This is a genomic window from Halobacillus sp. 12SKB, assembly GCF_052941655.1.
The window spans coordinates 1,889,443-1,914,847 of sequence record NZ_JBRFWR010000001.1; the positions used below are offsets into that span (position 1 = coordinate 1,889,443).

A 25,405-nucleotide genomic window follows, 5' to 3' on the forward strand; every position below is an offset into this window, starting at 1 on the left:
TATTATACCCTATTACCCTTTCCGACTGTGATTAACACTTTTATTTCATAATTTCTTGTCGTATTCGTTAGTTAATTGACTTAAAACTAAGAAAAAGTGAGCATTTATCTGAAAAGTTTAATAGAATCGCTATTTTCGGTCAAAAAAAGCGTTAAAAGTATTATTCAGAAAATTTGCAAGAGTAGTAAAATTTGAGATAATAGAAGTCACATAATAAAAGGGGGAAAAATGAATGAAAGCAAAATGGTACTTATTCATTATGGTTATGGCTTTAAGTATGCTTCTTGCTGCCTGTGGCAGTGACAGCGAAGCCGGTACATCCGGAGATTCCGAAGGGGATTCCGGTGGAGAAACATACACAGTAGCGACGGATAACAACTTTGTTCCTTTTGAGTTCATGAACGAGGAAACGGGAGAAATGGAAGGATTCGATATTGATTTGATTAAAGCGATTGCCGACGAAGCTGGGTTCAATATTGAAATTGAATCTATGAAGTTTGATGGCGTAGTCGCTGGTATGCAATCCGGTCGTTATGACATCGGTATTGCTGGTATGACGATTACTGATGAACGTAAAGAGACCATCGATTTTTCTGACCCTTATTATGATGCTGGTCTCATGCTTGCGGTAAGCGCAGATAATGATGAAATCCAGTCCGAAGATGACCTTGCAGGTAAAAAGGTGGGAACTCGTTCTGGTACAACGAGTGAAACGTACATCCGAGAAAACCACCCGGATGCAGAGTTGATTACATTCCCTGGAATCGTCGAAGCCTACATGGACCTTGAGTCTGGTCGTTTGGATGCGGTTATGTATGACGTTCCTAACGTCCAATACTACGTAGCGAATGACTCTGAAGGCTTAAAAACAGCCGGAGACATTTTGCAGGGTGAGCAATATGGGATCGCATTCCCTAAGGATTCTGAACTTGTGAGCGATGTGAATGAAGCATTGCAGACATTGATTGATAATGGCACATATGATGACATCTACGAAGAATGGTTCGGTGAGCGTAAATACGGCACAGAATCTTCGGAGTAATAGAGAGAAGCTGATCAGAAAAGCGTAGCAAGTGATTGGCTTGTTACGCTTTTTCCATGAATTGAATACTGGCATGAACCATTACACCATTCAAAACACAAGGAGCGAATACATATATGGAGTTCATTACGGAGTCGCACTATTTTCGTGTCATGCCGTTTTTACTTGAAGGATTGGTATGGACACTACTCATTACGTTCGTTGGATTAATTTTCGGATTCGTTCTCGGGGCGGTTTTTGGATTTGCCCGTTTGTCGAAAAATAAAATCATATACGGACTTGCGACGGTTTACGTTGAAGCGGTTCGCGGGACCCCGATTTTAGCACAGATTTTATTCATCTATTTCGGTCTATCAGATCTAACCGGAATCAATATTGATAAAATTACGGCCTCCATCATAGCGATCGCCATTAATGCCGGTGCTTACATAGCGGAAATTGTACGAGGCGCGGTTTACTCGATTGATAAAGGACAGGAAGAGGCTGGCCGTTCGATTGGTCTTACACGGAACCAGACAATGCGTTACATCATCTGGCCACAGGCATTCAGAAGAATGATTCCACCGCTTGGTAACCAATTCGTCATCAGCTTGAAGGATACATCCCTATTCTCCGTCATCGCGGTAGGGGAACTACTCTATATGGGACAACAGTATTACGGGATGACGTTCCAGGCTTTCCAGGCATTGACGATGGTTTGTGTCATGTACTTGATTATCACGGTACCGACAGCGGTGTACTTGAGAAGAGTTGAAAGGAGACTGGATGTGTAATGATAACCGTCAAAGATTTGCATAAATCATTCGGTTCCAACGAAGTGTTGAAAGGAATCAATGCAGAAATCAAAGAAAAAGAAGTGGTTTGTGTCATTGGACCATCTGGATCTGGGAAAAGTACTTTTTTAAGGTGCTTGAACCTGCTTGAGGAAGTTACTTCAGGAGAAGTCATCATTCAAGGAGACAACCTGACTGATCCTAAAATCAATATCAATGATGTACGCTCTCGTGTCGGAATGGTGTTTCAGCACTTTAACCTTTTCCCGCACAAGACCGTACTCGACAACATTACGATCGGTCCGATTAAAGTGAAAAAAATGAAGAAAGCGGAAGCCGAAAAAGTGGCGCGCCCGCTTCTTGAAAAAGTCGGCCTGAGTGATAAAGCGAACGCTTATCCTGAGAGCCTTTCCGGTGGGCAGAAACAACGTGTAGCGATCGCCCGCTCACTAGCGATGGAACCAAGTATCATGTTGTTTGACGAACCGACCTCAGCGCTTGACCCTGAACTTGTCGGGGACGTGTTAGCCGTTATGAAGGAGTTGGCGCAGGAAGGGATGACGATGGTGGTCGTCACCCACGAGATGGGATTTGCCCGCGAAGTCGGGGACCGGGTTCTGTTTATGGATGAAGGAATTATCATGGAAGAGGATGTACCAGATAATCTATTCGGTAACCCACAAAATCCTAGAACGCAGGAGTTTTTAAGTAAAGTATTATAAAGGAAATCCGCAGACGATGTTGTCTGCGGATTTTTGATGTTTAAAAAAGGAAATAAGAAGAGACAAAATACATGGCGACAATAAGAAGGGAAGGAGCTGCATAGCGAGTGAAGCTCTCGACATTTTTTCTTACCATCATGAAAATCGTCAGCACCATCATCCCGATGAATAAAAGAGCGATCGGGAGGTTGCTTCCTGATGTCGCATTCAGAATCGGACCATTTTGATAAAAGAGGTCGGTGATGGCAAGGAGCTGCAGGTTGAACAAGTTACTCCCTAAAATGGAGCCCACAGCCATATCGTAGTTCCCCATTTTGAACGCTACAAGTACGGTGACGAGTTCAGGCAGAGAGGTGGACGCAGCAATCAAGAAGCTCCCGACGAAGCTTGAACTCATCCCGGTTTGTTGAGCCAGCTGATCCCCGGATATGGAGAGCGCACTTCCGGCAGCGAAAACCACCACGGCGCTGATCGCAAAACCAATACTTGCCGCTTTTAAGGAAACCGTTTTGCCTGTGGCTGCTGCTTCGTCCATTTCTTCTGATTCATCATTTTCAAAGAAACGGACGGTCAGGACGTACAACCCGACAAGGATGAACATTTCGATTCCGATATTAAAGAGCGAAAGTGTCGAGCTCATAGATAGCGAGACTACGACGACCAGCGTAAAGATTATCCCGGCGATCGCAGAAGGGAGATGCTGCTTCTGCTCAATACGGTTGAACATTTTTTGCTTGCGATAGATGAGATCTACAGCTGCGAGTATCAAGACATTGAACACATTACTCCCGAGCATATTCCCTACGGCAATGTCAGGGTTATCGATGTAGACGGCTGTTAAACTTGTGGTCAATTCCGGCAAAGATGTAGCTCCCGCTATAAGGAATGTTCCTACGACAGCCCCGCTCAATTTAGACTTTTGACTGATGACATCCCCATAACGGTTCAGCTGAACCGCAGCTAGTACGACTACAACGGCTGAGATGGCGAATATAAGAAAGTTCATCGTTTTCCTCCTCTGGATTGAGCCAATAAAAAAAGACCTTGGCCCTAATTTCGTGCAGGCCAAGGTCTTGCGTACTATGGTCATAGTTTGGTGAACCGAGTGTTTGCACACTGAAATGACGATTCACCAACCGCATTATACGGTCGCTACTCCCCTTGTTACTATTAATATAGCTAATTCTTTTGAAAAGGTCAATAAAATAGTCTTTTACCTATGACGATGGTCTTCAACTATATGGCAGGTTTGTGGAAGACTCAGTTTCGAGACTTTTATTGAGTGGGTGGGGCTGCGGGGAATAGCTTGCTTTCCGCGGGAGCGCGGTGAGCCTCGGACTGCGTCCTGTGGGGTCTCACCATGCACTTTTTTCCTCTTCAATATCCGGTTCCGGCGCCTAGCGGCTAGTGAGACTTCCCTCGCTTCTGTACGATAAGTCAACATCGAATCACTCCGTTCTTCGTGTTTCCTTTATCTCCGCCAGCTCAGTCCAGTCCATACGCCGCTGATCAAGGCGCCTGCACACTTAAGTTAGGAGTCTCGCCATTCCCCTCCGCCCCTTAACCAAGTAAGTTTCTCGAAACCACTACTTAAAAAATCACTTGTATGGTTATGAGTAGTGAATGATATAAACTCTATCCCATTGACGTTTAGGATACGCGAATGCTTGATACAACACACTATATGCCCGCCCGGGGGAGAAGAATTGGAACCTTACTTATGAATACATCTGTTCTAATCATCCACTTCCTTCAACCATACTAGCTGTCCCTTTTAGAAGTGGTTTCGAGACACTTATAAAGTAAAGGGGCGGAGGGAAACGGTGAGACTCCTATGGGACGTGTGGGACAGGTGAGACCCCGGAAGGCGTAGCCTGAGGAGGCTCACCGCCCGCCCCATGGAAAGTGTTCAAATGCGGAATCGTCCTGGTAGACACGACTGTCATAAGCAGAACAGCAACGGAATGTGTTTTTCATTCCTTTGCTGTTCTGCTTATGACTCGAGTGTCTGGACGATGGAGCAAGACGAACCTTTTCCCGGAGCCCCCAGAACCACACAAACATCTCGAAACTGAGTCTTCAAGAACAGGGAGCTATTGTGAAACAAAAAAAGCGGCCGGGTGGCCGCTTTTAAGATTAGTAGTTTACTGCGTCGTAAGAGTTGATCAGACCGTGTTCGAAGTAGTAGCCGGTACCATAGATCGGATCAGCTGTTTGTTCGATTGCAGCACGGATATTGCTGTTGGAGCGTCCTTGAGATGCAAGCAATCCAGCCAAACCTGCTACGTGAGGGGAAGCCATGGATGTACCAGACATGTAGGCATATCCTCTGTTCGGTACAGTGGAAGCGATATCGACACCAGGAGCGGTGACATCTACCCATGTTCCGTAGTTGGAGAAGGAGGCCTTGTTGTTGTTGCTGTTTACAGCACCAACAGCGATGACATTGTCATAGGAAGCTGGTTCGAATGTCGTAGACACACCATCATTACCGGCGGCAGCGATGACAACAGAGCCTTTGCTCCATGCATAGTTTACGGCATCTTCCAGGGTTTGCGTATCACAGTTACAACCGAGAGAAAGGTTGATTACTTCAGCACCTACATCAGCAGAGTAACGAATCGCATCCGCGATATCATAGAGGGAACCGTTACCACTTGCATCAAGTGCACGGACAGCAAGGATTTTCGTGTTCGGAGCCATTCCTGCAACACCTGATCCGTTATTTGTTTCTGCAGCAGCGGTCCCTGCGACGTGTGTTCCGTGGCTGTTCAAGTCCATTGGATCATAATCGTTGTCCACAAAGTCATAGCCTTTGATTGTTTTTCCATCAAGGTCCGGGTGATTGTAATCGACACCGGAGTCGATGATTGCGATTTCCTGACTGCTGCTTCCTCGGGTAATATCCCAGGCAGCTTCCGTATCTGTGTTCTGTGGACCATACTGGTATCCACTATAGTAAGTATCATTCGGGCTCCATGTTGCTTCGAAAACGTAGTTTGGTTCTGCATACTCAACGTTCGGGTTTTTATTGAGAGCTTTTACTACTTTATCTACGTTTCCGACCTTAAGTACTTTTACCTTCGAATCTACGAAAGAACGCTTTTCCGAGATTTCGTCAGCTCCGAACCCTTTGAGCTGTTGACGCTTCAGCGATTTTCCATTTTTGAACTTAACCACAACTTCTCCTTTTACGAACTCTCCTTTGTCTTCCTGTACGTTGATTTTGTTCAACGACTTCGGCTCAGAATCGGCGAATGCCTGCCCTGTTGTAGGCAGGAAGGCCAGTGTGGCGGCCAGTGATAATGTTGCTAGTTTTTTAAACTTCAAATCTATTCCTCCTTAAAAGTTTATATTTTAGTAATTCTGTGATTTTCGCCGTTTTCCTTCAAAATACGGGTTGGGATAGTTGGAGGGAAAACTTGTCTTTAAAGGGTGTTTTTCGAACGGATATTCCCAAGTGAAAAAATAAATTGAAATAGTGTTGTGATGGGGATTTTCGCTTTTGTACAGATTTGAATTCTTTTCCCATTCCATAGCTTGATCTGGCTTCTGGATTAAACTTAGATAGAATGACTCATTTTTTCAACTATTATCTAGGGAAAGGTTTTAGATGAGCATTCTTGGGTAGTAGGGGAAGAAGTTTAACAAAACTAGGGGAAGGAAGATCGGGAGGGTACTTGACGATCATTCCAAATAATACCTTTTGATTCTATACAAACGGTCATAGTATTGTTTTTTCAGAGGGAAGAGAGCTTTTATATTTAGGGATAAGGAAATTTCTTACTATAATATTACTGTAGATAAAAAATAGATGATAAAGTGACAACAACCCCAAAAATTAAAGCAGGCCATGGTAAGATAACTAAGGTTTAATCCGAATTACAAATAAAGGATGATTAAAATATGGCTAGAGAAAAAATTGAGTCCATCTTTCTATTACGACTCTTCGCCATGTCCATGGTGGTGCTCGTTCATGTGACAGGAACGTACGCGTCTATATTACCAGCGGATGGGGACGCCTTTGCTAAATACCACTTCATTAATAGAATCATAAGAATAGAAGCTGGAATCTTCATTATGATCACCGCTATGGTGTTTTTCTATAAATATATTGAACAGAAAATGGATTGGAAAGAATTAAAGTCTTTTTACAAAAAGAGAGCCTTGTATATTGTTGTCCCGTATCTTTTATGGGCTTTATTCTATGAAGCTTATTCCATTTATATTGGGGCTGTTAGTTTTGATATGAGTGAGATTGGGATGCGGATTTTAAAGGGTGAATCCTTTTATCAGCTTCACTTTATTTTCCTGATTGTGCAATTTTATTTATTTTTCCCAGCGATCTTATTTGTTGTGAAAAAGGTCACCTTCATTAAAAAGTATTTATGGCTATTTGGAATGGCCGTAGCTGTTGCCTATCATTTTCTGAATCGTGAATTTCAGATCATCCCATTCACTTTCTTTTTGAGCAGTATGGGACCGTATCTTTTAGGAGCCTGGATTGGAATTAACTTCAAAGAACAAAAACAAAGAATATACAACAAATCAACCATTGCCTGGGTTTTTGTTGCGGTTGCCGCTGGCATAGCGACTGTCCAGCTTTACTACCATCTCTACACGGTATCTTCTATTTATTTGCCAGGATGGACCTATTTGATCGTGAACTTGATTTATATGATGGCGGGAAGCTACGCCATGTTCCGCTTGATGGAAATTATCGCACGCAAATGGAGACCGATTCTTCCATACGTGAAAAATATAGCGGTCTATTCGTTTGGGTTTTATCTCCTTCACCCTATTGTTTTGAAAGTAGTAGCGCAAGTTATACCCACTCCTGGTAACTACTGGTTTCATATTGGTATCATGCTAAGGTTTGGACTGACCTTGTTCTTCTGTTATCTCATCATTTGGCTTGCGCATCGTTACTTGCCTTTTGCCGGTTTGCTTTTCGGTAAGTTGCCAAAAGAGAAGCCTGCTTTCTTAGGAATTACACGTTCTGTTAACAAATATGAAGAAGCAAAAACATCCGCCCAGTAAGAGGGGAGCAAATGCTTCTCTCTTTTTTTATTTATTATTTTCAGAAAAATCTGTATATCGCATTGAATTCAGAAAGGAAAGTAATATATAATACATTTAAATGTAAACGCATACATATTTTTGTAGATTGAGGAGGGTTTTTGTGAGTGGGATTTGGTTAGCTGTTGTTGGAGGTCTCATCTTTTTTCTAGGTTATCGGTATTATTCAAAATTTATTGCCGAAAAGATTTATCGTCTCGATCCGAACTATGTCACACCCGCCCATCAGTATAAAGATGGTGTCGATTTTGTTCCTACGAATAAATTCGTATTGTGGGGACACCATTTCACCTCCGTCGCAGGTGCGGCTCCGATTGTCGGACCGGCGATTGCCGTGTATTGGGGCTGGCTGCCAGCTGTGCTCTGGGTATTATTAGGAACTGTTTTCGCTGCCGGGGTCCATGATTTCGGTACTCTTGTATTGTCGGTTAGAAATAAAGGACAATCCATCGGTACGCTTGCAAGTAAGTTGATCGGTCAAAAAGCGAAAGTGCTGTTTTTATTTATCATTTTACTGCTTGTTCTAATGGTGAACGCTGTTTTCGCCTGGGTTATTGCGAATCTATTCATTTCATTCCCTGCGAGTGTCCTATCTGTTTTCATTCAAATACCTCTGGCCATATGGATCGGTTACAGTGTGTATAAAAAGCAGGGGAACATGCTGCTTCCATCCATCGTAGCGCTTGCGGTCATGTATTTAGCTGCGATCGTTGCGAGTTATGTACCTGTACTTCAAATCGACCTTGTCCGCTATTTTGGTGGCGAAGGTGCTTCAACATTATTTGGACTTAATGCGACGTCCATGGCCTTTTTTGTATGGATTGTCGTGTTAATGGTGTACGTGTATATCGCTTCCACTCTGCCGGTTTGGAAGCTGTTGCAGCCGAGAGACTATATTAACTCGCATCAGCTGATTGTCGGACTTGGTCTTCTATATCTAGGGCTTCTTTTCACAAACCCTGAAATTACGGCACCTGTGACCAAAGCTTCTGCGGATACGTCCTGGTTCCCACTGTTGTTCATTACGATTGCCTGTGGAGCGATTTCCGGGTTCCACGGTCTTGTGTCGTCAGGAACGTCGTCAAAACAGTTGAATAAAGAGACAGACGCTCGTTTTGTCGGTTATTTGGGGTCTGTCGGTGAAGGGGCTTTGGCTCTTGTTGCCATTATCGCTGTTGTAACCTTTTTCCCTACAGCAGGTGAATTTTCAGCGACCTACAGCGGATTTACTGCGGCGAGTGGGGCTGGACTTGGCGTCTTTATCCAGGGCGCAGGACAGCTTGCATCAGGACTTGGTATTCCGGCATCTGTCGCAGCAACGATCGTTTCCGTCATCGTCGTCAGCTTTGCCGCAACGACCTTAGACTCTTCCGTTCGTTTGATGCGTTACATCATCGCGGAACTTGGAACGGAATATAAGGTGACGCCGCTTACGAAAACGCATGTGGCGACAACAGTCGCTGTGGTTTCCAGTGCGGCTTTGACGTTGATTCCTCAGGGCCCTAAAGGGTTCGGCTCTGGTGGATACCTGCTTTGGCCTTTATTCGGGACCTCAAACCAGCTGTTGGCAGGGATCAGTTTACTGCTCGTTTCCATTTGGTTGAAACGTCAAGGACGTAACTATCTGCCGACGATCATTCCGATGGTTTTCCTCATGTTTATGACGTTGTGGGCCATGATTGATCAAGTGGTGACCGAGTGGGCGCCATGGAATGATGGAAGTGACTGGATGCTGTTTACATTCGGCGCCATCATTCTCGTGTTTACCTTCTGGATTCTCATTACTGCGTTTTCTGCCATTGCAGGAAATCGAGACGATTCTATTGAGAAAAGTGCGTAATCATTTAAGGAAGCCGGCATTTGTCGGCTTTCTTTTTCCTTGAAAGGAGCATCGACCCCATGAAAGAAATCATGATCATTCGCCCTGAAAAAGAAATCGGCATGGGATGTTGTGGAGGGATTTGCAGCGATGACGATGGTTTCATAGACATGAAGGAAGAGTTTAAGCACCACGACCAGGACCGTGAAAAATTAGGAGAGTGGTATAGAGAAAACCAGAGGGAAGGAGTTCATGTGGATTATGTAGATCCAAGGAATCTCCTGGCCATACTCGTTTATTTTATTAAGCATGTAAAGCGAGGGCATATATCCATTTGGAGTGCGTTACGGTCGATCTTTTTTCGAATGCGTTACAATAGTTTGTTCATTAATGGCAGGTGGATTGAAGATAGGGAGGGAGAGGTATGGAGAAAAAGTTTTCGTTAAAACGGTTATTTGAGTTTTATGATGAAGTATTGAGCCTCCCTCACAAACAGGAAATTGCCAGGGAACTGAGGGATGAGGATGATCTCTTTTTACTTCTTGTGTACTCAGACATGTTAGGAATACCGAATCCGGCTTTTTATTATACGTTAGAACTGTATCCGCACATCATTGAAAAGTTTCACGACTGGCATTTGCGTATGGGGATGGAAAAGTCTCCGCTCGATGGCATTCGTTGTTGTTAGAGGAGGAGTAGAATGAAAGGTTTGCATGAGAATAAGGTTATTTTTGTTGGTGGAAAAGGAGGAGTAGGGAAGTCAACATCTTCTGCTGCCCTTGCTGTTGCGCTTGCGAAAGACGGGCATCGGACCCTTGTCGTATCTACCGACCCCGCCCATAACCTTGGAGATATATTTCACGAAAAAGTCAATCATGAGAAAACAGCATTAATGGAAAACCTCTGGGGAATTGAAATCGATCCCGTTCATGAATCTAAGCGGTACATTGCAGGGGTGAAAGATAATTTAGAAGGCCTTGTGAAATCAAAAATGGTGGAAGAGGTTCACAGACAGATCGATATGGCTAGTGCTTCCCCGGGAGCGGATGAAGCGGCTCTGTTTGACCGTCTTATTTCTATTATTCTTGAAGAATCCGAGCATTTTGACAAGATCGTATTTGATACAGCGCCAACAGGGCATACGATCCGTTTATTGACGCTGCCGGAACTAATGAGTGTTTGGATTGATGGGATGCTTGAACGCAGGAAAAAAATTAACGACAACTACACGCAGCTGCTGAATGATGGAGATCCGGTCGATGATCCCATCTACGATGTGTTGCAGCGCAGGAAAGAAAAATTCGCTGCCGTAAGGGAAATCATTCTTGATCCTGCTCAAACCGGTTTTGTATTTGTACTGATCCCTGAACGGCTTCCCATCCTTGAAACCGAGCAGGCGATTCGTAAATTGAAACAGCATGACTTGATTGTGAAGACTTTGATCATCAATAAAGTTCTACCCGATTACGCAGACGGTGAATTTCTTGCCAAGAGACGGAAACAGGAAGGAACATATCTGGAGGAAATCAGAGAGAAATTCAAAGAACAGCAGTTAATTCAAATCCCATTATTTGAAGAAGACGTTTCCGATATGAACAAACTAAAAACCTTCTCAAACAACCTGAGTGAAGGCGTAAAGGCACGGAGATGATTCTAACTTCCAATTTATGTATGACCTGGTACACCAAAAATATCCAATTATATCTATTAAAAAAGAAGAAAGCGCACAGTCAGCTTGTATTTGCTTGACTGTGCGCTTTTTTATTTGGGGTGACAAAAGATTTCTTCAGCCATATTCTTGATTTCCATCTTCGCAGCATAAGGACACCACGCAGCCATTCGTCGACGATGAATCCGATCCAGATTCCAATCAACCCGTAAGCAAAGTGGAGACCGAAAATCCAGGCGATGGTCACTTGAATTCCCCACATCGATAGAATTCCGACGATGACGGGAAAGCGGACGTCGCCAGCGGCTCTTAGGGAGTTGATGACGACAAGGTTGAAGGCTCGTCCAGGCTCCAGTAGAACCGTCAGCAATAATAAGGTTCCTCCCGTTGCTAGGATGGTCTGGTCATCAGTAAAGAGTCCTAACAAAAAGTCGCTGGAAAAATAGAATACGACCGCGACGGATAAAGAGATGACAATGGCTAACTGTAAGCTCCTGATACACTGCCGGTACGCTTTCTCAGTCTCTTTTGCGCCGATATGATGTCCAATTAATATTTGCGTCCCTTGCCCGATAGCGATGGAACATAAGAAAATGAACATCATCAGGTTTTGAGCATAGACTTTTGTCGTAATGGCCGTCGCTCCCATTTGTGCGACAAAATAGGTGATGACCATCTGACTGGCATTGTACGAAAGCTGCTCGCCGGCAGATGGTACACCGATATGGAGCAGGTTCTTCATATGTGCTTTTTCATAATGATAAAAAGACCGCCATGTCAGGTCGCCCGACACGCGCTTAATGAGCAGGAAAAGGAGAACAAAAAAGCCAAGAGCTCTCGAAATCGCTGTTACATACGCAACACCTTCTACTCCAAAGACGGGAAGACCGAATGGCCCGAAAATGACAAAGTAGTTACCGATGACGTTCAGGATATTCATGCCGATTGTTACATACATCGGATCTTTCGTGTGCCCATAACTTCTTAGCAGCGCTCCAATGGTCATCAGCATGGCCTGGACAAAAATAAGTCCGCCGACAATGTTCATATAGTCCGTGGCGTCTCCCATTAGAGAGGGAGGCAGATCCATCACATTCAGGATCTGTTCGCTGAATACAAAGAGGCCCAAGCTGAGAAGGAGTGAAAACCATAAGTTGACACTGAGTGATGTAACCGAAATGCTTCCTGCCTCTTTCTTTTGTTCGGCACCAAGGTTCTGCGCGACTAAGATAGCCGCCCCCGTCGCGACGAATCCAAACATGACAATTACGACGGAAAGGATTTGGTTCGAGACCCCGACGGCCGCTACGGCGTCGTCGGAGTATTGACTGAGCATGAGTGTATCCGCGTTACCCATCAACATGTGGAGCAGAACTTCAATGAAGATCGGCCACGTGAGGGCGAACAGCGTCATTTTTTTAGCTTGAGTCATGGAAAGACTCCCCTACATTACTTTTTCTCCAAAACTAAATATCCAGATGGGCTCAAAGATGCTTTTTCCTCTCTAAGTGTGGAGTTTTTGTCACTGTCCACGATTCTTGAAGGTGCTTTGTTCTCTATAGAAAGGGAGTCGGATGTAAGGTTGATCAAGAACAACAGTGTCTGCTCATCAGACTTTTTCTCATAAGCAAGGACGTTATCCCCGTAATCAACGAAGGAGAACCGACCTTGATTCCCAAACGCTGGCTCTGACTTTCGAAGGCCGATCAACTTCTGTATAAAGGAGAACAACTCCTGGTCCTGGTCCTCTTCGTCCCATACCATGCATTTTCGGCAGCCAGGGTCCTGCCCGCCTGTCATGCCGATTTCATCTCCATAATAAATGCAAGGGGTCCCTTCATATGAAAGCTGGAAAAGGTACATCAATTGAGCGGACTTCTTATCGCCATCGGCATAGGTCAGGACTCTAGGGGTGTCATGGCTGTCGAGAAGGTTGAACGCGACTTCATTCACGGATACAGGATACATATGCTGGACATGGGACAGCACATTTTTGAATTGCTCCATCCCGATTTTTTTCTTAGCAAAAAAGTCGATGACCGCGTTTGTGAACGGGTAGTTCATAACCGCATCGAACTGATCTCCCTGCAGCCAGGGCATCGAGTCATGCCAGATTTCCCCGAGGATATAAGCGTCCGCTTTTGCTTCCTTGACGGTTTGACGGAACTCTCTCCAGAAAGCATGGTCCACTTCATTCGCAACATCCAGCCGCCATCCGTCAATATCAAACTCTTCAATCCAATAGCGAGCAACTTTCAAAAGATAATCTTTGACTTCAGGATTTTCTGTATTGAGCTTCGGCATGCTGGATACATAAGCGAAAGCGTCGTAGTTCGGGAGAGGATCTGTGATGACTTTGTCTCCTCTTAAATGGAACCAGTCGGCATATTTTGAATCGATTCCATTTTTCAGTACGTCCTGAAACGGTTCGAAGTAGTACCCGCTATGATTGAAGACGGCGTCCAACATGACCCGGATGCCACGTTCATGACACTCTTTTACAAGCTTGCGGAACGTTTCTTTATCACCGAATTGCGGGTCGATTTCCATGTAGTCGATCGTGTCATATTTATGATTGGAATGGGCTTTGAATATCGGTGTGAAATAAATACCGTTGATGCCGAGTTTTTCAAGGTGATCGAGATGATCCATCACACCTTGAAAGTCTCCTCCAAAAAAGTTCGTCGGTGAGGGATCTTTACTTCCCCATGCCAAGGTCCCATCAGGATCCAGGGAGGCATCTCCGTTCGCGAACCGTTCAGGGAAAATTTGATACCATACCGTATCTTTTACCCACTCAGGTGCCTGAAAGACGTCGATGCTGTTCAGGAACGGGAAGCAGAAGTGATACGCGGTATCATCTAATGGAACCTCATCATAAAAGCCTTTTTCGGTGAAGACGGTTTTCTCTTTTCCGTCCTGCAGTAAAAAGGAGTAGCGGAGTCTGCGATAGGGTGGCTCTAATGTTGCAAACCAATAATCGAAAAGTTCGTCAGTGCCTGATTTCTGCATGGGCTTTTGTTCGGCCTGCCAATGTCCACCGGACCAGTTGTAAGGATCTCCGTGGATGAGTTGGACAGCATCGATATCCTCTTTTTTTGTTCGTAAACGAATGTGGATGGTCTTCTCATTATACGCGTAAGCATAGTTATTCTTCGGTCTGTGGTAGACGGCTTCTTTGAACATGATTATTCATCCTTTCTGAACAAGCGTTTGCACATGAATATACGTTTCTATTAAATAAAACTATAGAAGAAAGAAAGGGAAGTCAATGGAAATGTGAAAGCGTTAACGTACTGTTATAAATAGTGAAACATATTTTTAATATTTTATAAGAAAACGCTTGCAAATCTATTTTTAGTTTGTATAATTAGAATCAAGATGTGTGCAATCGGTTTCACAAGGTTGCGTGGCATATCCATTAGGAAACTATTAGGGGGAGTTAAGTATGAAAAAGTGGTTGAGCTTATTGTTTATCGCTTTTCTTACGGTTGCGATGCTGGCTGCGTGTGCGCCGGATCGTGAAGAGGAAGCGAGTGGAGGAGAGTCTGGCAGTGATGATACATCTTCGGAATCCTCTGAAGACGGCATGCCAGAAAAACCTGAAAAGCTGGTCGTTTGGGAAGATAAAGAAAAAGGTGTCGGCCTTGAGCCTGCGATTGCTAGTTTCGAAGAGGAACACGGCATTGAAGTAGAATTCAAAGAGTTGGATATGTCAACGAAAATGGGGGAACAGCTTCGTCTTGATGGACCGGCTGGGACAGGCCCTGACGTATTGACACTGCCACATGATCAGATCGGTCAAATGGCTATTGAAGGATTGCTTTCTCCTGTTGAAGTGGACAGTTCTGTGACAGATCTTTACACAGAAGCTTCCATTCAGGCACAAACATACGATGGAAGCCTTTATGGCCTTCCAAAATCTACAGAAACTCCGGTTTTCATTTATAACAAAGAACATATGACAGAAGTACCTGAAAACTTTGATGAACTATTCGAGTTTTCGAAAGAATTCAATACTGGTGATCAATACGGTTTCTTAGCTTTATGGGATAACTTCTACTTCGGAAACTCCATCATGGCTGGTTACGGTGGATATGTATTCGGTGAAGAAGGTGGAGCTTTGAATCCTCAAGACCTTGGGTTGAGTAACGAAGGCGCTGTTGAAGGTGCTCAGTACATCCAAAAATGGTATGAGGAAGTCTTCCCATCCGGAATCGTTGGCGAAAGTGGCGGATCTGCAAAAGATGGCCTTTTCCAAGAAGGTAACGTGGCTGCCATGATGGACGGCCCTTGGGCGTACCAGGCATTGAATGAAGCGGGAATCGACTATGGTGTGGCACCATTACCGAAGCTTCCAAATGGTGAATATCCGCAAACATTCGTTGGTGTGAAAGGCTGGCACTTGTCTGCTGCTTCTGAAAATAAAGAGTGGGCGACAAAGTTGATCGAGTGGATTACGAACGAAGAAAACGCGAAAATCCGTTATGAAGAAACCAATGAAATTCCTCCAGTGAAGTCCTTGATTGAGGATCCGATCATTGCCGATAACGAAAAAGCACGTGCGGTTGCTGTTCAATCTGAGCGTGCGGTTCCAATGCCGAACATCCCTGAAATGGGAGAAGTTTGGGAGCCGATGGCACAAGCTTTACAAGTTGTAGCGACTGGTAAAGCTCAGCCGGAAGACGCGTTGACGGAAGCACAGGATACGATCAAAACACAAATTGAGTTGAATCACTCAGGAAACTAAGATCGGGCAGAGCCATACCCGTCTGTCGGGTATGGCTTTTCCTTATTAATGAAAAGTCTTATAAAAGTGCTGGATAGTTAGAAAGGAGATTGAACATGGGGGAACGTCAACCGAAGTCCAACTATGAGGGAAACCATCGTCCATCGAAGAAAAATAAGAAGCATGATCCTCATGGGATGACCAATCATCGTAAGATTGCTTTAGCGCTCTCGATCATTCCTGGTTTTGGACAGTTCTATAACAAACAGTGGCTGAAAGGTTCCGCTTTTTTCATTTTAATGGCCTCTTTTTTCATCGCCTTTTCCGACTTGCTGCAGTTCGGATTTTGGGGTCTATTTACGCTTGGAACCGATCCCAATTACGATCATTCCATCGTTTTGCTCGTAGAAGGAATATTGACACTGATCGTCACCATTTTGGGATTAGGCGTCTATGCATTTAACTTAAGAGATGCTTTTAAAGTGGGAAAACAAAGAGACCTGAATGAAGCACCAAACTCGGTCAGGCAACAGTATCAAAACCTGGTAGGTGGAGGATTCCCTTACCTGATGATGACGCCTGGCTTCCTGCTGCTCGTATTCGTCGTCATTTTTCCGATCTTATTCGTTGTTTTATTATCATTTACAAACTATGACTTGTATCATTCGCCGCCTGCGAACCTCGTCGATTGGGTAGGATTCCAGAACTTTATCGAGATTTTCAACATTCCAATCTGGCGTGATACGTTCTTTAGTGTATTGGCCTGGACGGTTATTTGGACGTTTGGTGCTACGACATTGCAAATTGCGCTCGGCATTTTCCTTGCCGTATTGATGAATCAGAAGGGAATCATCCTTCAAAAAACAATCCGTACGATTTTCATTTTACCTTGGGCGGTGCCTGCGTTCGTATCTATTCTAGTTTTCGCTGGAATGTTCAACGAAACGTTCGGTACCATCAACCGTGATATTCTGGCTGCCTTCGGGCTTGGGGATATTCCTTGGCTGACAAATCCGACGTACACGAAAATCGCATTGATTATGATCCAGACGTGGCTTGGATTCCCGTTCATTTTTGCGATGGTTACGGGTGTATTGCAGTCGATTCCTAATGAATTGTATGAAGCGGCGGATGTCGATGGCGCTTCTATTTTCCAGAAATTCAGAGGCATTACTCTCCCGCTCGTGTTGTATGCAACAGCACCAATCATGATCACTCAGTACACGTTCAACTTCAACAACTTTAATGTCATCTTCCTCTTCAATGGAGGAGGTCCGGCCGTTCCGAACCAGAATGCGGGTGGAACAGATATTTTGATATCCTGGATCTACAACTTGACGATGACATCTGCCCAATACGGAAAAGCGGCAGCGATTACGATGATCCTGTCCTTGATCGTCATTACCGTAGCCTTGTGGCAGTTCAGAAGAACGAAATCATTCCAAGAAGAGGATATGATGTAATATGAAAAATAACAAACGCATCCTACAGCTGACGTTTTCGTATATAGTGATTCTGGTTATGGTCACGATCATCCTATACCCGATTCTATGGATTGTCGGATCATCCTTTAACCCGGGGAACAGTTTGTCAGGTTCCTCGATCATTCCTGAAAATGCAACGTTGAAACACTATAAAGAATTGTTCGACCCGGCACAAAGCGACTATCTGATCTGGTATTGGAATACGATTAAGATCTGTGTTCTGACGATGCTTTTCTCTGTGGCGCTTGTGTGTATGACGGCTTACTCATTCTCAAGGTTCCGTTTCGTTGGTCGTAAAAATGGTTTGATGACCTTCTTGATTCTGCAAATGATCCCGAACTTTGCTGCCTTGATTGCTATTTATGCTTTAGCGAACTTGACGGGCTTGCTCGATACCCACCTGGCGTTGATTCTCGTTTACACAGGTGGAGCGATTCCAATGAATACGTACTTGATGAAAGGGTATCTGGATACCATTCCGAAAGAGCTGGACGAGTCGGCTCGTATGGACGGTGCAGGGAACTTCCGTATTTTCTGGCAGATCGTCATGCCACTTGCAAAGCCGATGATTGCGGTCATCTGCCTGTTTACATTCATTACACCGTTCACAGATTTTATCCTGGCTCGTATTCTTCTGCGTTCGGAAGATAAATTTACACTCGCAGTAGGACTTTATGAAATGATTGCCGATCAGTTCGGGAATGAGTTCACACTGTTTGCTGCCGGTTCAGTATTGATTGCGGTGCCGATTTCCTTGCTTTTCTTATCCTTACAGAAATATTTCGTTACTGGATTGACAGCAGGGGGTACGAAGGGATAACCTTGAAGACATATGTATGGAAGGAGAAGCGGAGCAGCCCTCCGGTTCTCCTTTTTTAATAAAAGAGAGATGAAAGCGTCCACATGATACAATGAACCATAGTATGCAAATAGAAGGTGAAAGTTATGGCGGTAACCATTAAAGAAGTGGCCAAAGCGGCAGGGGTAGCTCCTTCCACCGTGTCCCGTGTCATTGCAGATCATCCGAGAATAAGCCCGGCTACGAAAAAACGAGTGAAAAAAGCCATGAAAGAGATGGGGTATCATCCGAATGCCAATGCAAGGAACCTGGCGAACCGTTCGACGCAATCGCTCGGTGTCGTCATGCCTTCGAGCGCAGACAAAGCGCTCCAAAACCCCTTCTTTCCCGAGGTTTTGCGTGGAATCAGTGCGGTCGCTCATGAGCTTGATTACTCGATGCTCTTATGTACAGGAGAGACAGATGAAGAAATGCTCGAGGCCGTCAAGCGGATGGTATTCAGTAATCGGACCGATGGCATCATTCTTCTTTATTCACAAGTGGATGATCCGATCATGGAATTTTTATTGGAACAGAATTTTCCTTTTGTCATCGTCGGAAAACCGGCGACACGTGTGGATGAAATTACGCACGTGGATAACGATAATATCCGGGCCGGTAAAGAAATTACCAATCATCTGATTGATATTGGGCACGAATGTATTGCATTCATCGGTGGTTCCGAGGACCGTATTGTAACCATTGACCGTATGCGCGGCTATGAATTGGCTTTAGAAGAGGCTGGATTGCCGTACTTGGATGAGTACCGGATTCACACAGAATTCTTAAAATCCGGCGGACGTCAGGCGGTTCATGAGTTGTTCGCCCTTCCTAAACCACCGACAGGCATTGTGATCGCCGATGATCTCATGAGCATTGGTGTGGTGAACATGCTGGAGGAATTCGGGAAGCGCGTGCCTGACGATATCTCGATCGTCAGTTTCAACAATGTGTATTTATCCGAAATTACCCGTCCTCCTTTGACGACTGTTGATATTCATATTCATGGCCTGGGCAGTCAGGCGGCCAAGTGTCTGATCGAAAAAGTGAAAAACAAAGAGGAACCAGCGAAACGGATTATTGTTCCCTTCGATATCAAATATCGTTCCTCCACAAAAGAAATCAAACCACAGCTCGAAGGCTAACCTTCCAGCTGTGGTTTTTTTGTTGGAAAGAGAAAAGTTGTGTGGTGTTTAATGATGTAAGAAAATGTAAGACCTGGTCACCCATTTTATGGGTGACCAGGTCTTACATTTTTTAACATGTGACTGAGAGTCACATCATCCAATTAATGATCGCCTAAAATGGGAGACTGACTTTTTAATTTTCTATCTACTATTAAAAAAGATGAAATGTTTAGGGCGTTTCTTTCGTCTTGTATGTAGAAGGTTAACAAGAAGGGAGAAATGACCATTGATTAAAGTGGAGCAGTTGTCTCATTCGTTTTTTGTAGGAAAAAAGAATAATAGACAGGAAGTTTCTGTTTTAAAAGATATCAATCTTGAGGTGAGAAAAGGTGAGATTGTATCGATTGTAGGACGGAGTGGTTCCGGTAAATCAACATTATTAAACTTGATGAGCGGTTATATTAAGCCGACAGAGGGCGATATATTTATAGCTGATGAGAGAGTTACAGACTATAAGGAGTCTGCCTGGGCTGAGTTTCGAGCAGATCATTTGGGGTTCATATTCCAAAGCTTTCAGCTGATTCCCAGTATGACGGCCTATCAAAATATTGAACTTCCACTTGTTATGAAGGGTGTTTCTGAAAAGGAGCGCGAGAAAAGAGTCAATGAATTGCTCGATAAAGTCGGGCTGCACGCATATCGCGAGCACTATCCATCGGAATTATCCGGTGGTCAGCAACAGCGTGTATCCGTAGCTCGGGCTCTCATTGTCCAACCGCCGATCATTTTAGCGGATGAACCGACGGGGAGCTTGGATCAGGAAACAGAGAGGGAGTTGCTGGATTTTATTCAAAAGTTGAATAAAGAAGAGAACATCACTTTTGTCATCATTACTCATGATGAAGAAGTGGCACGTATAGCTGATCGGACGATTCGTCTCGAGGATGGGCGTTTAGCGGCGGATAGAGAGGTGGTATTTCGATGAAATGGAAAGACCGGTTCCAATTTATCAGACAGAACATGAAGAAAAATAAATCACGCGTATTTATGACCATTCTTGCTACAGCCATCGGGTGTGCCTTTCTAATCGTCCTTGCATCTGTTGGGTTCGGTGCCCAAAGATTTATCGTTAACGACATTATGCAGGACCGGGCGATCACGGAAGTTACGGTTTATGGAAAACAATCGATGGAAGAAGGGGAAAGCCCTGAAATTACGAAGGATGACATCGAAACCTTTGAATCGATGGAAAACGTAAAGGCTGTCTCACACAAAATTCAGTTGCGGACAGAAACGGATATTCTTTATGATGCCTACTCAGGCGGCTCAACGGTTAGTGTCGTAGATTTTCAATCAGAAAAAGAAGCAGGACTGAATCTATCAACCGGCCGGATGCCGCAAGGAGAGAATGAAGTCCTTATCGGGTACCACCTGGATCAGCTTTTATATAAAAAGAGTGAGGAAGAATCAGAGGATCAGATTTTTAATCCAAATGGTCTTGTAAAAGAAGAGTACCGGATGGATGAGGAGTTATTAAATAAAACGATCGAGATTGAAATTGAGCAGTACAAGGGTGACGAATGGGTGACCGAAACCTTTCCGGTAGAAGTGGTTGGGGTTATGGAAGAACCTGCACGAGATTGGCAAGTGAGTAACGATGTTTACATTTCGGAAGCTGTGCTGACGGATGTTGAAGCATTCACAGGGACAGCCTATGGGGCTACCCTTCACCCCGACATGAAAGAAAATGAGATGGAAACCTTACAGTCCGAGGAGCAAGAGCGGGTGTACAGCGATGTCCAAGTGATTGCGGGAAACATGGAACAGGTGGAAAAGCTCTCCCAGAACTTGAAAGATGAAGGGTATCAGATCTATTCTGTGACAGAGGAATTAGATCAGGTCAACATTGTCTTTGCTGTTGTCAAAATAGGATTGGTGATCGTGGGTACGATTGCTTTACTGATTGCGTCGATTGGCATCTACAATACGATGTCCATGGCTGTCACGGAACGAACGCAGGATATCGGCATCATGAAAGCCATCGGTGGCCACCCTAAGATGATCCGCAGCATCTTCTTGATGGAAAGTGGCTATATCGGGTTGATGGGAGCATTTGTCGGTGTGGGGATGGCTTATCTAGTGAGCATAGGAATTAACATGCTGCTTCCTTTGGTCATTCAGCAAGTGTTCGACCAGACATTAGAAGAAGCCATTCAATTGTCTTATATCCCCCCTTACTTGGCTTTGGTTTGTGTGGCACTCAGTATCGGTGTGGCCATGCTATCCGGTCTCAAGCCAGCCAAAAAAGCAACGCGCATTGATGTGCTGAGTGCATTAAGAAGAGATGTATAAGTGTGGATTTTATTTCCATTTACTGTAAGACCAGGTCATCCAAATATTGGATGGCCTGGTCTGTATATAATTTCCTCCTTCTTTTTTCCTTGATTTTTTGCATGTTTGCTCAATCTTCGGTACTCTAGTAGAGTTGAACGTTTATGAATTAAGAGAGGGATTTATATGAGTAAGGTAAAAAGAAATGACCCATGTCCGTGTGGGAGTGGGAAGAAATATAAGAAATGCTGCATAAATAAAACGGATGAAGGTGTGGGATCAACAAGCCTTCATGAAGAGTTAAAAGGGCACTATAGTCACTTTATGGCCTATGTGAACCGTAATTATCCGAATGTTACGCCTAACGAAGAGCGTGAAACGCAGGAGGAAGAAGTAGAAGCGGCTTTCCGTATGCTTCAAAGTGTATTTATGGAGCAGCAAGAAGATGGAACAACGCTTTACGATGAGTTCTTTGAAAAGAAACAGGACAAAATCGTCCGTCCAGCTACTTTAGCTTCTATGGAAGCTTGGAAATCACCACTCGCAAGTGTTTTCCATATCCAGGAGGTTCAGTCCGAGCAAACCGTTATGGTTGAAGATGTGTGGAGCGGTCTAACGTATGAAGTGAAGCGTGATGGTATTCCATTGAAAGAAGAAAATTATCCGCACATGCCGTATGTGATTGGAGTTGTTCTAAAATGGGGACCAATCTTCAATTTCGTACCGCTTGCGATTCCAAACTATGAGGAATCCTACCAAACTTTCAAACAGACGATCGAGGAGAAATCCCAGCAAGCTGGATATGAATCCATCCACGCCTACATGCAGGCAACGCTTATTGAGCAGTTGAGAAACTGGATGTATATGAATAGTTCTGAAGAATCCTCGGAAGACCAAGAGGTGCTGGAAACAGAAACTCCAGCTGCCGGGGAAGATGAAGTGCTCGACCTTGTCGACGATGAGCTGAAAACTGAACCAACTTTCGAGAGGTTGCGTGAAGCTTGGCTTTCTTATAAACAAGAAGAAGATCCGACGTTCCGTAAACCGGAAGTGGTTTCTGCGGCGCTTGAACACATCTATCGTACTTCTGAAGAGTTCCGCACAGAACCCGAGAAGGTGACGAAAAAAGCAGTAGCGACGAAATATGATGTTAGTCCGAGCAGCATGAGTAAGCGGATTACTCAGCTGAAAGAATTTATCGAAGGTTGATTATTTTTTTAAGCTTAGAGCAAAGTGCTCTAAGCTTTTTTTGTAGGGATACTGATAAAAGCTTGAAAGTCACTGATAAAATACTGAAACCCACTGTTAAAAGTGCGAAAGTCACTGATAAAAGGCTAAAACCCACTGATAAAATTCCTGAAGTCACCGTAAATTCCAAAACACAAAACACGCCAATATAATCCTAAAAGTCGCTAATAAAACCCTGAAAGGTGCTAATAAACCTCTGAAAGTCGCTAATATCCTTCCGTCCAAGATTCATTTCCTCTTTTGGAATAAAAAACCTGAACTCAGCAAAAACTCTTCCTATACAAAAGAGGAGGGAAAGGTATGGATAAACATGAGCAAGGACCAGGAGGACCAGAGGATCAGCGTTTTTCTGAAGAAGAAAACGAAAAAACATTAACGACGAGACAGGGACATCCTGTCCGCACCAATCAAAATTTGCGTACGGTCGGTAATCGCGGACCGGCGACGCTTGAGAATTATGATTTTATAGAAAAAATCTCTCACTTTGACCGTGAGCGGGTTCCTGAGCGAGTCGTGCATGCCCGTGGAACAGGAGCGCATGGATATTTTGAGACGTATGGAAAAGTCGGGGAGGAACCTGTGGAGAAATATACGCGGGCGAAGGTGTTTTCTGGTGCTGGAAAACAAACCCCTGTCCTCGTACGTTTTTCTACCGTGACGCATTCAGCAGGGTCTCCGGAGACGTTACGTGATCCGCGCGGGTTTGCGGTAAAGTTTTATACAGAAGACGGGAACTGGGATTTGGTGGGAAACAACTTGAAGGTTTTCTTCATTCGTGATGCGATGAAGTTTCCGGATCTGATTCACTCCTTCAAGCCGGATCCTGTCACGAACATCCAGGATAGTGAGCGGATTTTCGACTTCATCAGTCAAACACCTGAGGCGATGCATATGGTGACGTTCCTTTTCTCCCCGTGGGGAATACCGGCGAATTACCGGCAGATGCAAGGGTCGGGTGTGAATACGTATCGCTGGGTGAATGAGGAGGGCAAAGCTGTCCTCGTCAAATACCACTGGGAGCCTCTAAAGCACGGCATAAAAAATCTGACGCAGGAAGAGGCGAACGAAATCCAGGGCGAAAATTTCAATCACGCCACACAGGATTTGTATGAAGCAATTGAAAGCGGCGACTACCCTGAGTGGGAACTTTGTGTTCAAATCATGGATGATCATGAGCATCCGGAGCTCGATTTTGATCCTCTTGATGATACGAAAATCTGGCCGGAGGATCAGTTTCCATTTTTGAAGGTAGGAAAAATGGTGTTGAATAAAAACCCGGACAATCACTTCAATGAAATTGAGCAGACGGCCTTCGGTACAGGGGTGCTCGTGGACGGTCTCGACTTTTCCGATGACAAAATGCTTCAAGGCCGTACGTTTTCTTATTCCGATACGCAGCGCTACCGGGTTGGTGCGAACTATCAGCAGCTGCCGGTGAACGCACCGAAGAAACATGTGGCCACCAACTATGAAGGTGGGAACATGTCTTATTTTACAGATCGCCCGAAAGACGCGAATCCACATGTGAATTATGAACCTTCGTCACTAAATGGTTTGGAAGAAGCCACACCAAAAGCGAAACCGCATCAGCCTTATACAGAAGGCAAGTTGAAGAAAGAGCCGATCGATCGCGAAAATAACTTCAAGCAAGCCGGCGAGCGTTACCGCCTTTTCAAAGACTGGGAGCGGGATGATCTGATCATGAACCTCGTTACTTCTCTCAAACCATGCCAGCCTCACATCCAGAGGAAAATGATTTCCCTTTTCTCCCAATGTGATGAGGATTATGGCAAGCGGGTAGCGGAAGGGCTTGGCATGAACTCAGGAAACATGAACGAAGAGATGGCGAGGGAAATCACTCCGACGAAAGGAAAGCTGCCGAAAAAAGGTGGCTCTCCGATCGGAAGTGCAGGAGCAGCGGATGCCGTTGATCATGCGCAGGAAAAAGGACACGAAGCGGATCCGTATTGACATTGTAAGCCTGACTCAAATAAGAGTCAGGCTTTTCTTTTTTTCTACCCCCGTGCATAAGGTAAGTAGGGGAGGGGATCACATGAAGCGCAGCCGTTCACCTATGATTTTCACCTTTGTTTTAGGCTTGATTCTTATCCTTGCCATTGTCCTCACCATTTTCTTCATGACTCGACCTGGCCAGCGTGCAGAAAGTACCATCGAGCAGTTTTATTTACATGAACAACAAGGGAAGTTTTCTGATTCGTGGGAGCTTTTTCACTCCCAAATGAAAGAGAAATTTACAAAAGGACACTACATACAAGACCGTGCGCACGTGTTCATGAACCACTTCGGCGTCGAGAGCTTTGAATTTGTAATGGGAGATTTGAAAAAAATTGATCAATGGACGATGGAGAAAGGGGCTAAGCCTCTATCACCCGTTTATCAAACGACTGTGATTCAAACGTATAAAGGAAAGTACGGTCTATTCCGCCTGCATCAAGATGTTTATGTGGCAGAAGAAAAAGGGGAGTGGAAGATTCTGTGGGATTATCATAAATGACAAAAAGCTTCCTACTGAAAAGTAGGAAG

22 protein-coding genes are annotated in these 25,405 nt (G+C 44.5%); 17 read left to right on the plus strand and 5 right to left on the minus strand.

The genetic code is table 11. The features are described from left to right. The first annotated feature begins 232 nt into the window (after positions 1-232). The 3 genes from ACQ4XT_RS09060 (at position 233) to ACQ4XT_RS09070 (ending at position 2,537) form a co-directional block, all read left to right on the plus strand. Positions 233-1,042, plus strand: coding sequence for a glutamine ABC transporter substrate-binding protein (locus ACQ4XT_RS09060; RefSeq protein ID WP_446853406.1), 810 nt, complete (start codon positions 233-235; stop codon positions 1,040-1,042). A gap of 116 nt (positions 1,043-1,158) precedes the next feature. After that, entirely contained in the window at positions 1,159-1,815 is a 657-nt protein-coding gene (locus ACQ4XT_RS09065; protein ID WP_115822824.1) for an amino acid ABC transporter permease, read from the plus strand. After that, on the plus strand, positions 1,815-2,537 hold the full coding sequence (locus ACQ4XT_RS09070) for an amino acid ABC transporter ATP-binding protein (RefSeq protein WP_446853407.1): 723 nt from the start codon (positions 1,815-1,817) through the stop codon (positions 2,535-2,537). Before ACQ4XT_RS09065 ends, ACQ4XT_RS09070 begins: the two co-directional genes overlap by 1 nt. A 40-nt stretch (positions 2,538-2,577) precedes the next feature. Here the strand turns inward: ACQ4XT_RS09070 and ACQ4XT_RS09075 are convergent, their stop codons facing one another. The 3 genes from ACQ4XT_RS09075 to ACQ4XT_RS09085 all read right to left on the minus strand — a co-directional run bounded on the left by ACQ4XT_RS09075 (position 2,578) and on the right by ACQ4XT_RS09085 (position 5,867). Beyond that, on the minus strand, positions 2,578-3,543 hold the full coding sequence (locus ACQ4XT_RS09075; protein WP_446853408.1) for a sodium:calcium antiporter: 966 nt from the start codon (positions 3,541-3,543) through the stop codon (positions 2,578-2,580). A gap of 878 nt (positions 3,544-4,421) precedes the next feature. Continuing rightward, the gene (locus ACQ4XT_RS09080) at positions 4,422-4,601 is read right to left on the minus strand and encodes a hypothetical protein (protein WP_446853409.1); all 180 of its coding nucleotides are present in this window, start codon (positions 4,599-4,601) and stop codon (positions 4,422-4,424) included. A 72-nt stretch (positions 4,602-4,673) separates the two neighbouring features. Further along, entirely contained in the window at positions 4,674-5,867 is a 1,194-nt protein-coding gene (locus ACQ4XT_RS09085; protein ID WP_446853410.1) for a S8 family peptidase, read from the minus strand. A 576-nt stretch (positions 5,868-6,443) separates the two neighbouring features. Here ACQ4XT_RS09085 and ACQ4XT_RS09090 point away from each other — a divergent pair. The 5 genes from ACQ4XT_RS09090 (at position 6,444) to ACQ4XT_RS09110 (ending at position 11,086) form a co-directional block, all read left to right on the plus strand. Then, positions 6,444-7,577, plus strand: a complete 1,134-nt coding sequence (locus ACQ4XT_RS09090) for an acyltransferase (protein ID WP_446853411.1) — start codon at positions 6,444-6,446, stop codon at positions 7,575-7,577. A 142-nt stretch (positions 7,578-7,719) separates the two neighbouring features. Next, positions 7,720-9,456, plus strand: a complete 1,737-nt coding sequence (locus ACQ4XT_RS09095; RefSeq protein ID WP_446853412.1) for a carbon starvation CstA family protein — start codon at positions 7,720-7,722, stop codon at positions 9,454-9,456. Positions 9,457-9,515: 59 nt separating this feature from the next. Further along, positions 9,516-9,881 (plus strand): hypothetical protein, encoded by a 366-nt coding sequence (locus ACQ4XT_RS09100; protein ID WP_446853413.1) that lies wholly within the window; start codon positions 9,516-9,518, stop codon positions 9,879-9,881. Beyond that, positions 9,860-10,123, plus strand: a complete 264-nt coding sequence (locus ACQ4XT_RS09105) for a cory-CC-star protein (protein ID WP_089651275.1) — start codon at positions 9,860-9,862, stop codon at positions 10,121-10,123. The genes ACQ4XT_RS09100 and ACQ4XT_RS09105 overlap by 22 nt, the downstream gene beginning before the upstream one ends. 12 nt (positions 10,124-10,135) lie before the next feature. Continuing rightward, positions 10,136-11,086 (plus strand): ArsA family ATPase, encoded by a 951-nt coding sequence (locus tag ACQ4XT_RS09110; protein WP_446853414.1) that lies wholly within the window; start codon positions 10,136-10,138, stop codon positions 11,084-11,086. A gap of 79 nt (positions 11,087-11,165) precedes the next feature. Here ACQ4XT_RS09110 and ACQ4XT_RS09115 read toward each other — a convergent pair whose 3' ends face one another. Then, on the minus strand, positions 11,166-12,536 hold the full coding sequence (locus ACQ4XT_RS09115; RefSeq protein WP_446853415.1) for an MATE family efflux transporter: 1,371 nt from the start codon (positions 12,534-12,536) through the stop codon (positions 11,166-11,168). Between the two features lie 17 nt (positions 12,537-12,553). Then, entirely contained in the window at positions 12,554-14,290 is a 1,737-nt protein-coding gene (locus ACQ4XT_RS09120; protein ID WP_446853416.1) for a glycoside hydrolase family 13 protein, read from the minus strand. Between the two features lie 262 nt (positions 14,291-14,552). Here ACQ4XT_RS09120 and ACQ4XT_RS09125 point away from each other — a divergent pair, with 262 nt between their 5' ends. The 9 genes from ACQ4XT_RS09125 to ACQ4XT_RS09165 all read left to right on the plus strand — a co-directional run bounded on the left by ACQ4XT_RS09125 (position 14,553) and on the right by ACQ4XT_RS09165 (position 25,376). Continuing rightward, positions 14,553-15,854 (plus strand): extracellular solute-binding protein, encoded by a 1,302-nt coding sequence (locus ACQ4XT_RS09125; RefSeq protein ID WP_446853417.1) that lies wholly within the window; start codon positions 14,553-14,555, stop codon positions 15,852-15,854. 176 nt (positions 15,855-16,030) lie between these two features. Next, a complete protein-coding gene (locus tag ACQ4XT_RS09130) occupies positions 16,031-17,296 on the plus strand; it encodes a carbohydrate ABC transporter permease (RefSeq protein ID WP_446855637.1) in 1,266 nt (421 codons plus the stop codon). A gap of 1 nt (position 17,297) precedes the next feature. Continuing rightward, positions 17,298-18,137 (plus strand): sugar ABC transporter permease, encoded by an 840-nt coding sequence (locus ACQ4XT_RS09135; protein WP_226592108.1) that lies wholly within the window; start codon positions 17,298-17,300, stop codon positions 18,135-18,137. 125 nt (positions 18,138-18,262) lie between these two features. Beyond that, positions 18,263-19,300: a LacI family DNA-binding transcriptional regulator gene (locus ACQ4XT_RS09140; RefSeq protein WP_089651282.1), complete on the plus strand. Its 1,038-nt coding sequence runs from the start codon at positions 18,263-18,265 to the stop codon at positions 19,298-19,300. A 268-nt stretch (positions 19,301-19,568) separates the two neighbouring features. Continuing rightward, positions 19,569-20,267: an ABC transporter ATP-binding protein gene (locus tag ACQ4XT_RS09145; RefSeq protein WP_446853418.1), complete on the plus strand. Its 699-nt coding sequence runs from the start codon at positions 19,569-19,571 to the stop codon at positions 20,265-20,267. Beyond that, positions 20,264-21,634 (plus strand): ABC transporter permease, encoded by a 1,371-nt coding sequence (locus tag ACQ4XT_RS09150; RefSeq protein ID WP_446853419.1) that lies wholly within the window; start codon positions 20,264-20,266, stop codon positions 21,632-21,634. Before ACQ4XT_RS09145 ends, ACQ4XT_RS09150 begins: the two co-directional genes overlap by 4 nt. Before the next feature lie 165 nt (positions 21,635-21,799). After that, positions 21,800-22,822 carry an SEC-C metal-binding domain-containing protein gene (locus ACQ4XT_RS09155; protein ID WP_446853420.1) on the plus strand — a complete coding sequence of 341 codons (1,023 nt, stop codon included), beginning with the start codon at positions 21,800-21,802 and terminating at the stop codon, positions 22,820-22,822. 339 nt (positions 22,823-23,161) lie between these two features. Further along, entirely contained in the window at positions 23,162-24,832 is a 1,671-nt protein-coding gene (locus ACQ4XT_RS09160) for a catalase (protein WP_446853421.1), read from the plus strand. A gap of 82 nt (positions 24,833-24,914) precedes the next feature. Then, positions 24,915-25,376 (plus strand): hypothetical protein, encoded by a 462-nt coding sequence (locus ACQ4XT_RS09165; RefSeq protein ID WP_446853422.1) that lies wholly within the window; start codon positions 24,915-24,917, stop codon positions 25,374-25,376. The last annotated feature ends 29 nt before the right edge of the window (positions 25,377-25,405 follow it).

Excerpts from the sequence above, each read along its gene's own strand:
- ACQ4XT_RS09155 (WP_446853420.1), top strand. The coding sequence starts at position 21,800 with ATGAGTAAGGTAAAAAGAAATGACCCATGTCCGTGTGGGAGTGGGAAG.
- ACQ4XT_RS09125 (WP_446853417.1), top strand. The coding sequence starts at position 14,553 with ATGAAAAAGTGGTTGAGCTTATTGTTTATCGCTTTTCTTACGGTTGCG.
- ACQ4XT_RS09065 (WP_115822824.1), top strand. The coding sequence starts at position 1,159 with ATGGAGTTCATTACGGAGTCGCACTATTTTCGTGTCATGCCGTTTTTA.
- ACQ4XT_RS09075 (WP_446853408.1), bottom strand. The coding sequence starts at position 3,543 with ATGAACTTTCTTATATTCGCCATCTCAGCCGTTGTAGTCGTACTAGCT.
- ACQ4XT_RS09165 (WP_446853422.1), top strand. The coding sequence starts at position 24,915 with ATGAAGCGCAGCCGTTCACCTATGATTTTCACCTTTGTTTTAGGCTTG.
- ACQ4XT_RS09105 (WP_089651275.1), top strand. The coding sequence starts at position 9,860 with ATGGAGAAAAAGTTTTCGTTAAAACGGTTATTTGAGTTTTATGATGAA.
- ACQ4XT_RS09140 (WP_089651282.1), top strand. The coding sequence starts at position 18,263 with ATGGCGGTAACCATTAAAGAAGTGGCCAAAGCGGCAGGGGTAGCTCCT.
- ACQ4XT_RS09090 (WP_446853411.1), top strand. The coding sequence starts at position 6,444 with ATGGCTAGAGAAAAAATTGAGTCCATCTTTCTATTACGACTCTTCGCC.
- ACQ4XT_RS09130 (WP_446855637.1), top strand. The coding sequence starts at position 16,031 with ATGACCAATCATCGTAAGATTGCTTTAGCGCTCTCGATCATTCCTGGT.
- ACQ4XT_RS09100 (WP_446853413.1), top strand. The coding sequence starts at position 9,516 with ATGAAAGAAATCATGATCATTCGCCCTGAAAAAGAAATCGGCATGGGA.
- ACQ4XT_RS09060 (WP_446853406.1), top strand. The coding sequence starts at position 233 with ATGAAAGCAAAATGGTACTTATTCATTATGGTTATGGCTTTAAGTATG.
- ACQ4XT_RS09160 (WP_446853421.1), top strand. The coding sequence starts at position 23,162 with ATGGATAAACATGAGCAAGGACCAGGAGGACCAGAGGATCAGCGTTTT.
- ACQ4XT_RS09135 (WP_226592108.1), top strand. The coding sequence starts at position 17,298 with ATGAAAAATAACAAACGCATCCTACAGCTGACGTTTTCGTATATAGTG.
- ACQ4XT_RS09110 (WP_446853414.1), top strand. The coding sequence starts at position 10,136 with ATGAAAGGTTTGCATGAGAATAAGGTTATTTTTGTTGGTGGAAAAGGA.
- ACQ4XT_RS09150 (WP_446853419.1), top strand. The coding sequence starts at position 20,264 with ATGAAATGGAAAGACCGGTTCCAATTTATCAGACAGAACATGAAGAAA.
- ACQ4XT_RS09120 (WP_446853416.1), bottom strand. The coding sequence starts at position 14,290 with ATGTTCAAAGAAGCCGTCTACCACAGACCGAAGAATAACTATGCTTAC.
- ACQ4XT_RS09115 (WP_446853415.1), bottom strand. The coding sequence starts at position 12,536 with ATGACTCAAGCTAAAAAAATGACGCTGTTCGCCCTCACGTGGCCGATC.
- ACQ4XT_RS09080 (WP_446853409.1), bottom strand. The coding sequence starts at position 4,601 with ATGTTTGTGTGGTTCTGGGGGCTCCGGGAAAAGGTTCGTCTTGCTCCA.
- ACQ4XT_RS09070 (WP_446853407.1), top strand. The coding sequence starts at position 1,815 with ATGATAACCGTCAAAGATTTGCATAAATCATTCGGTTCCAACGAAGTG.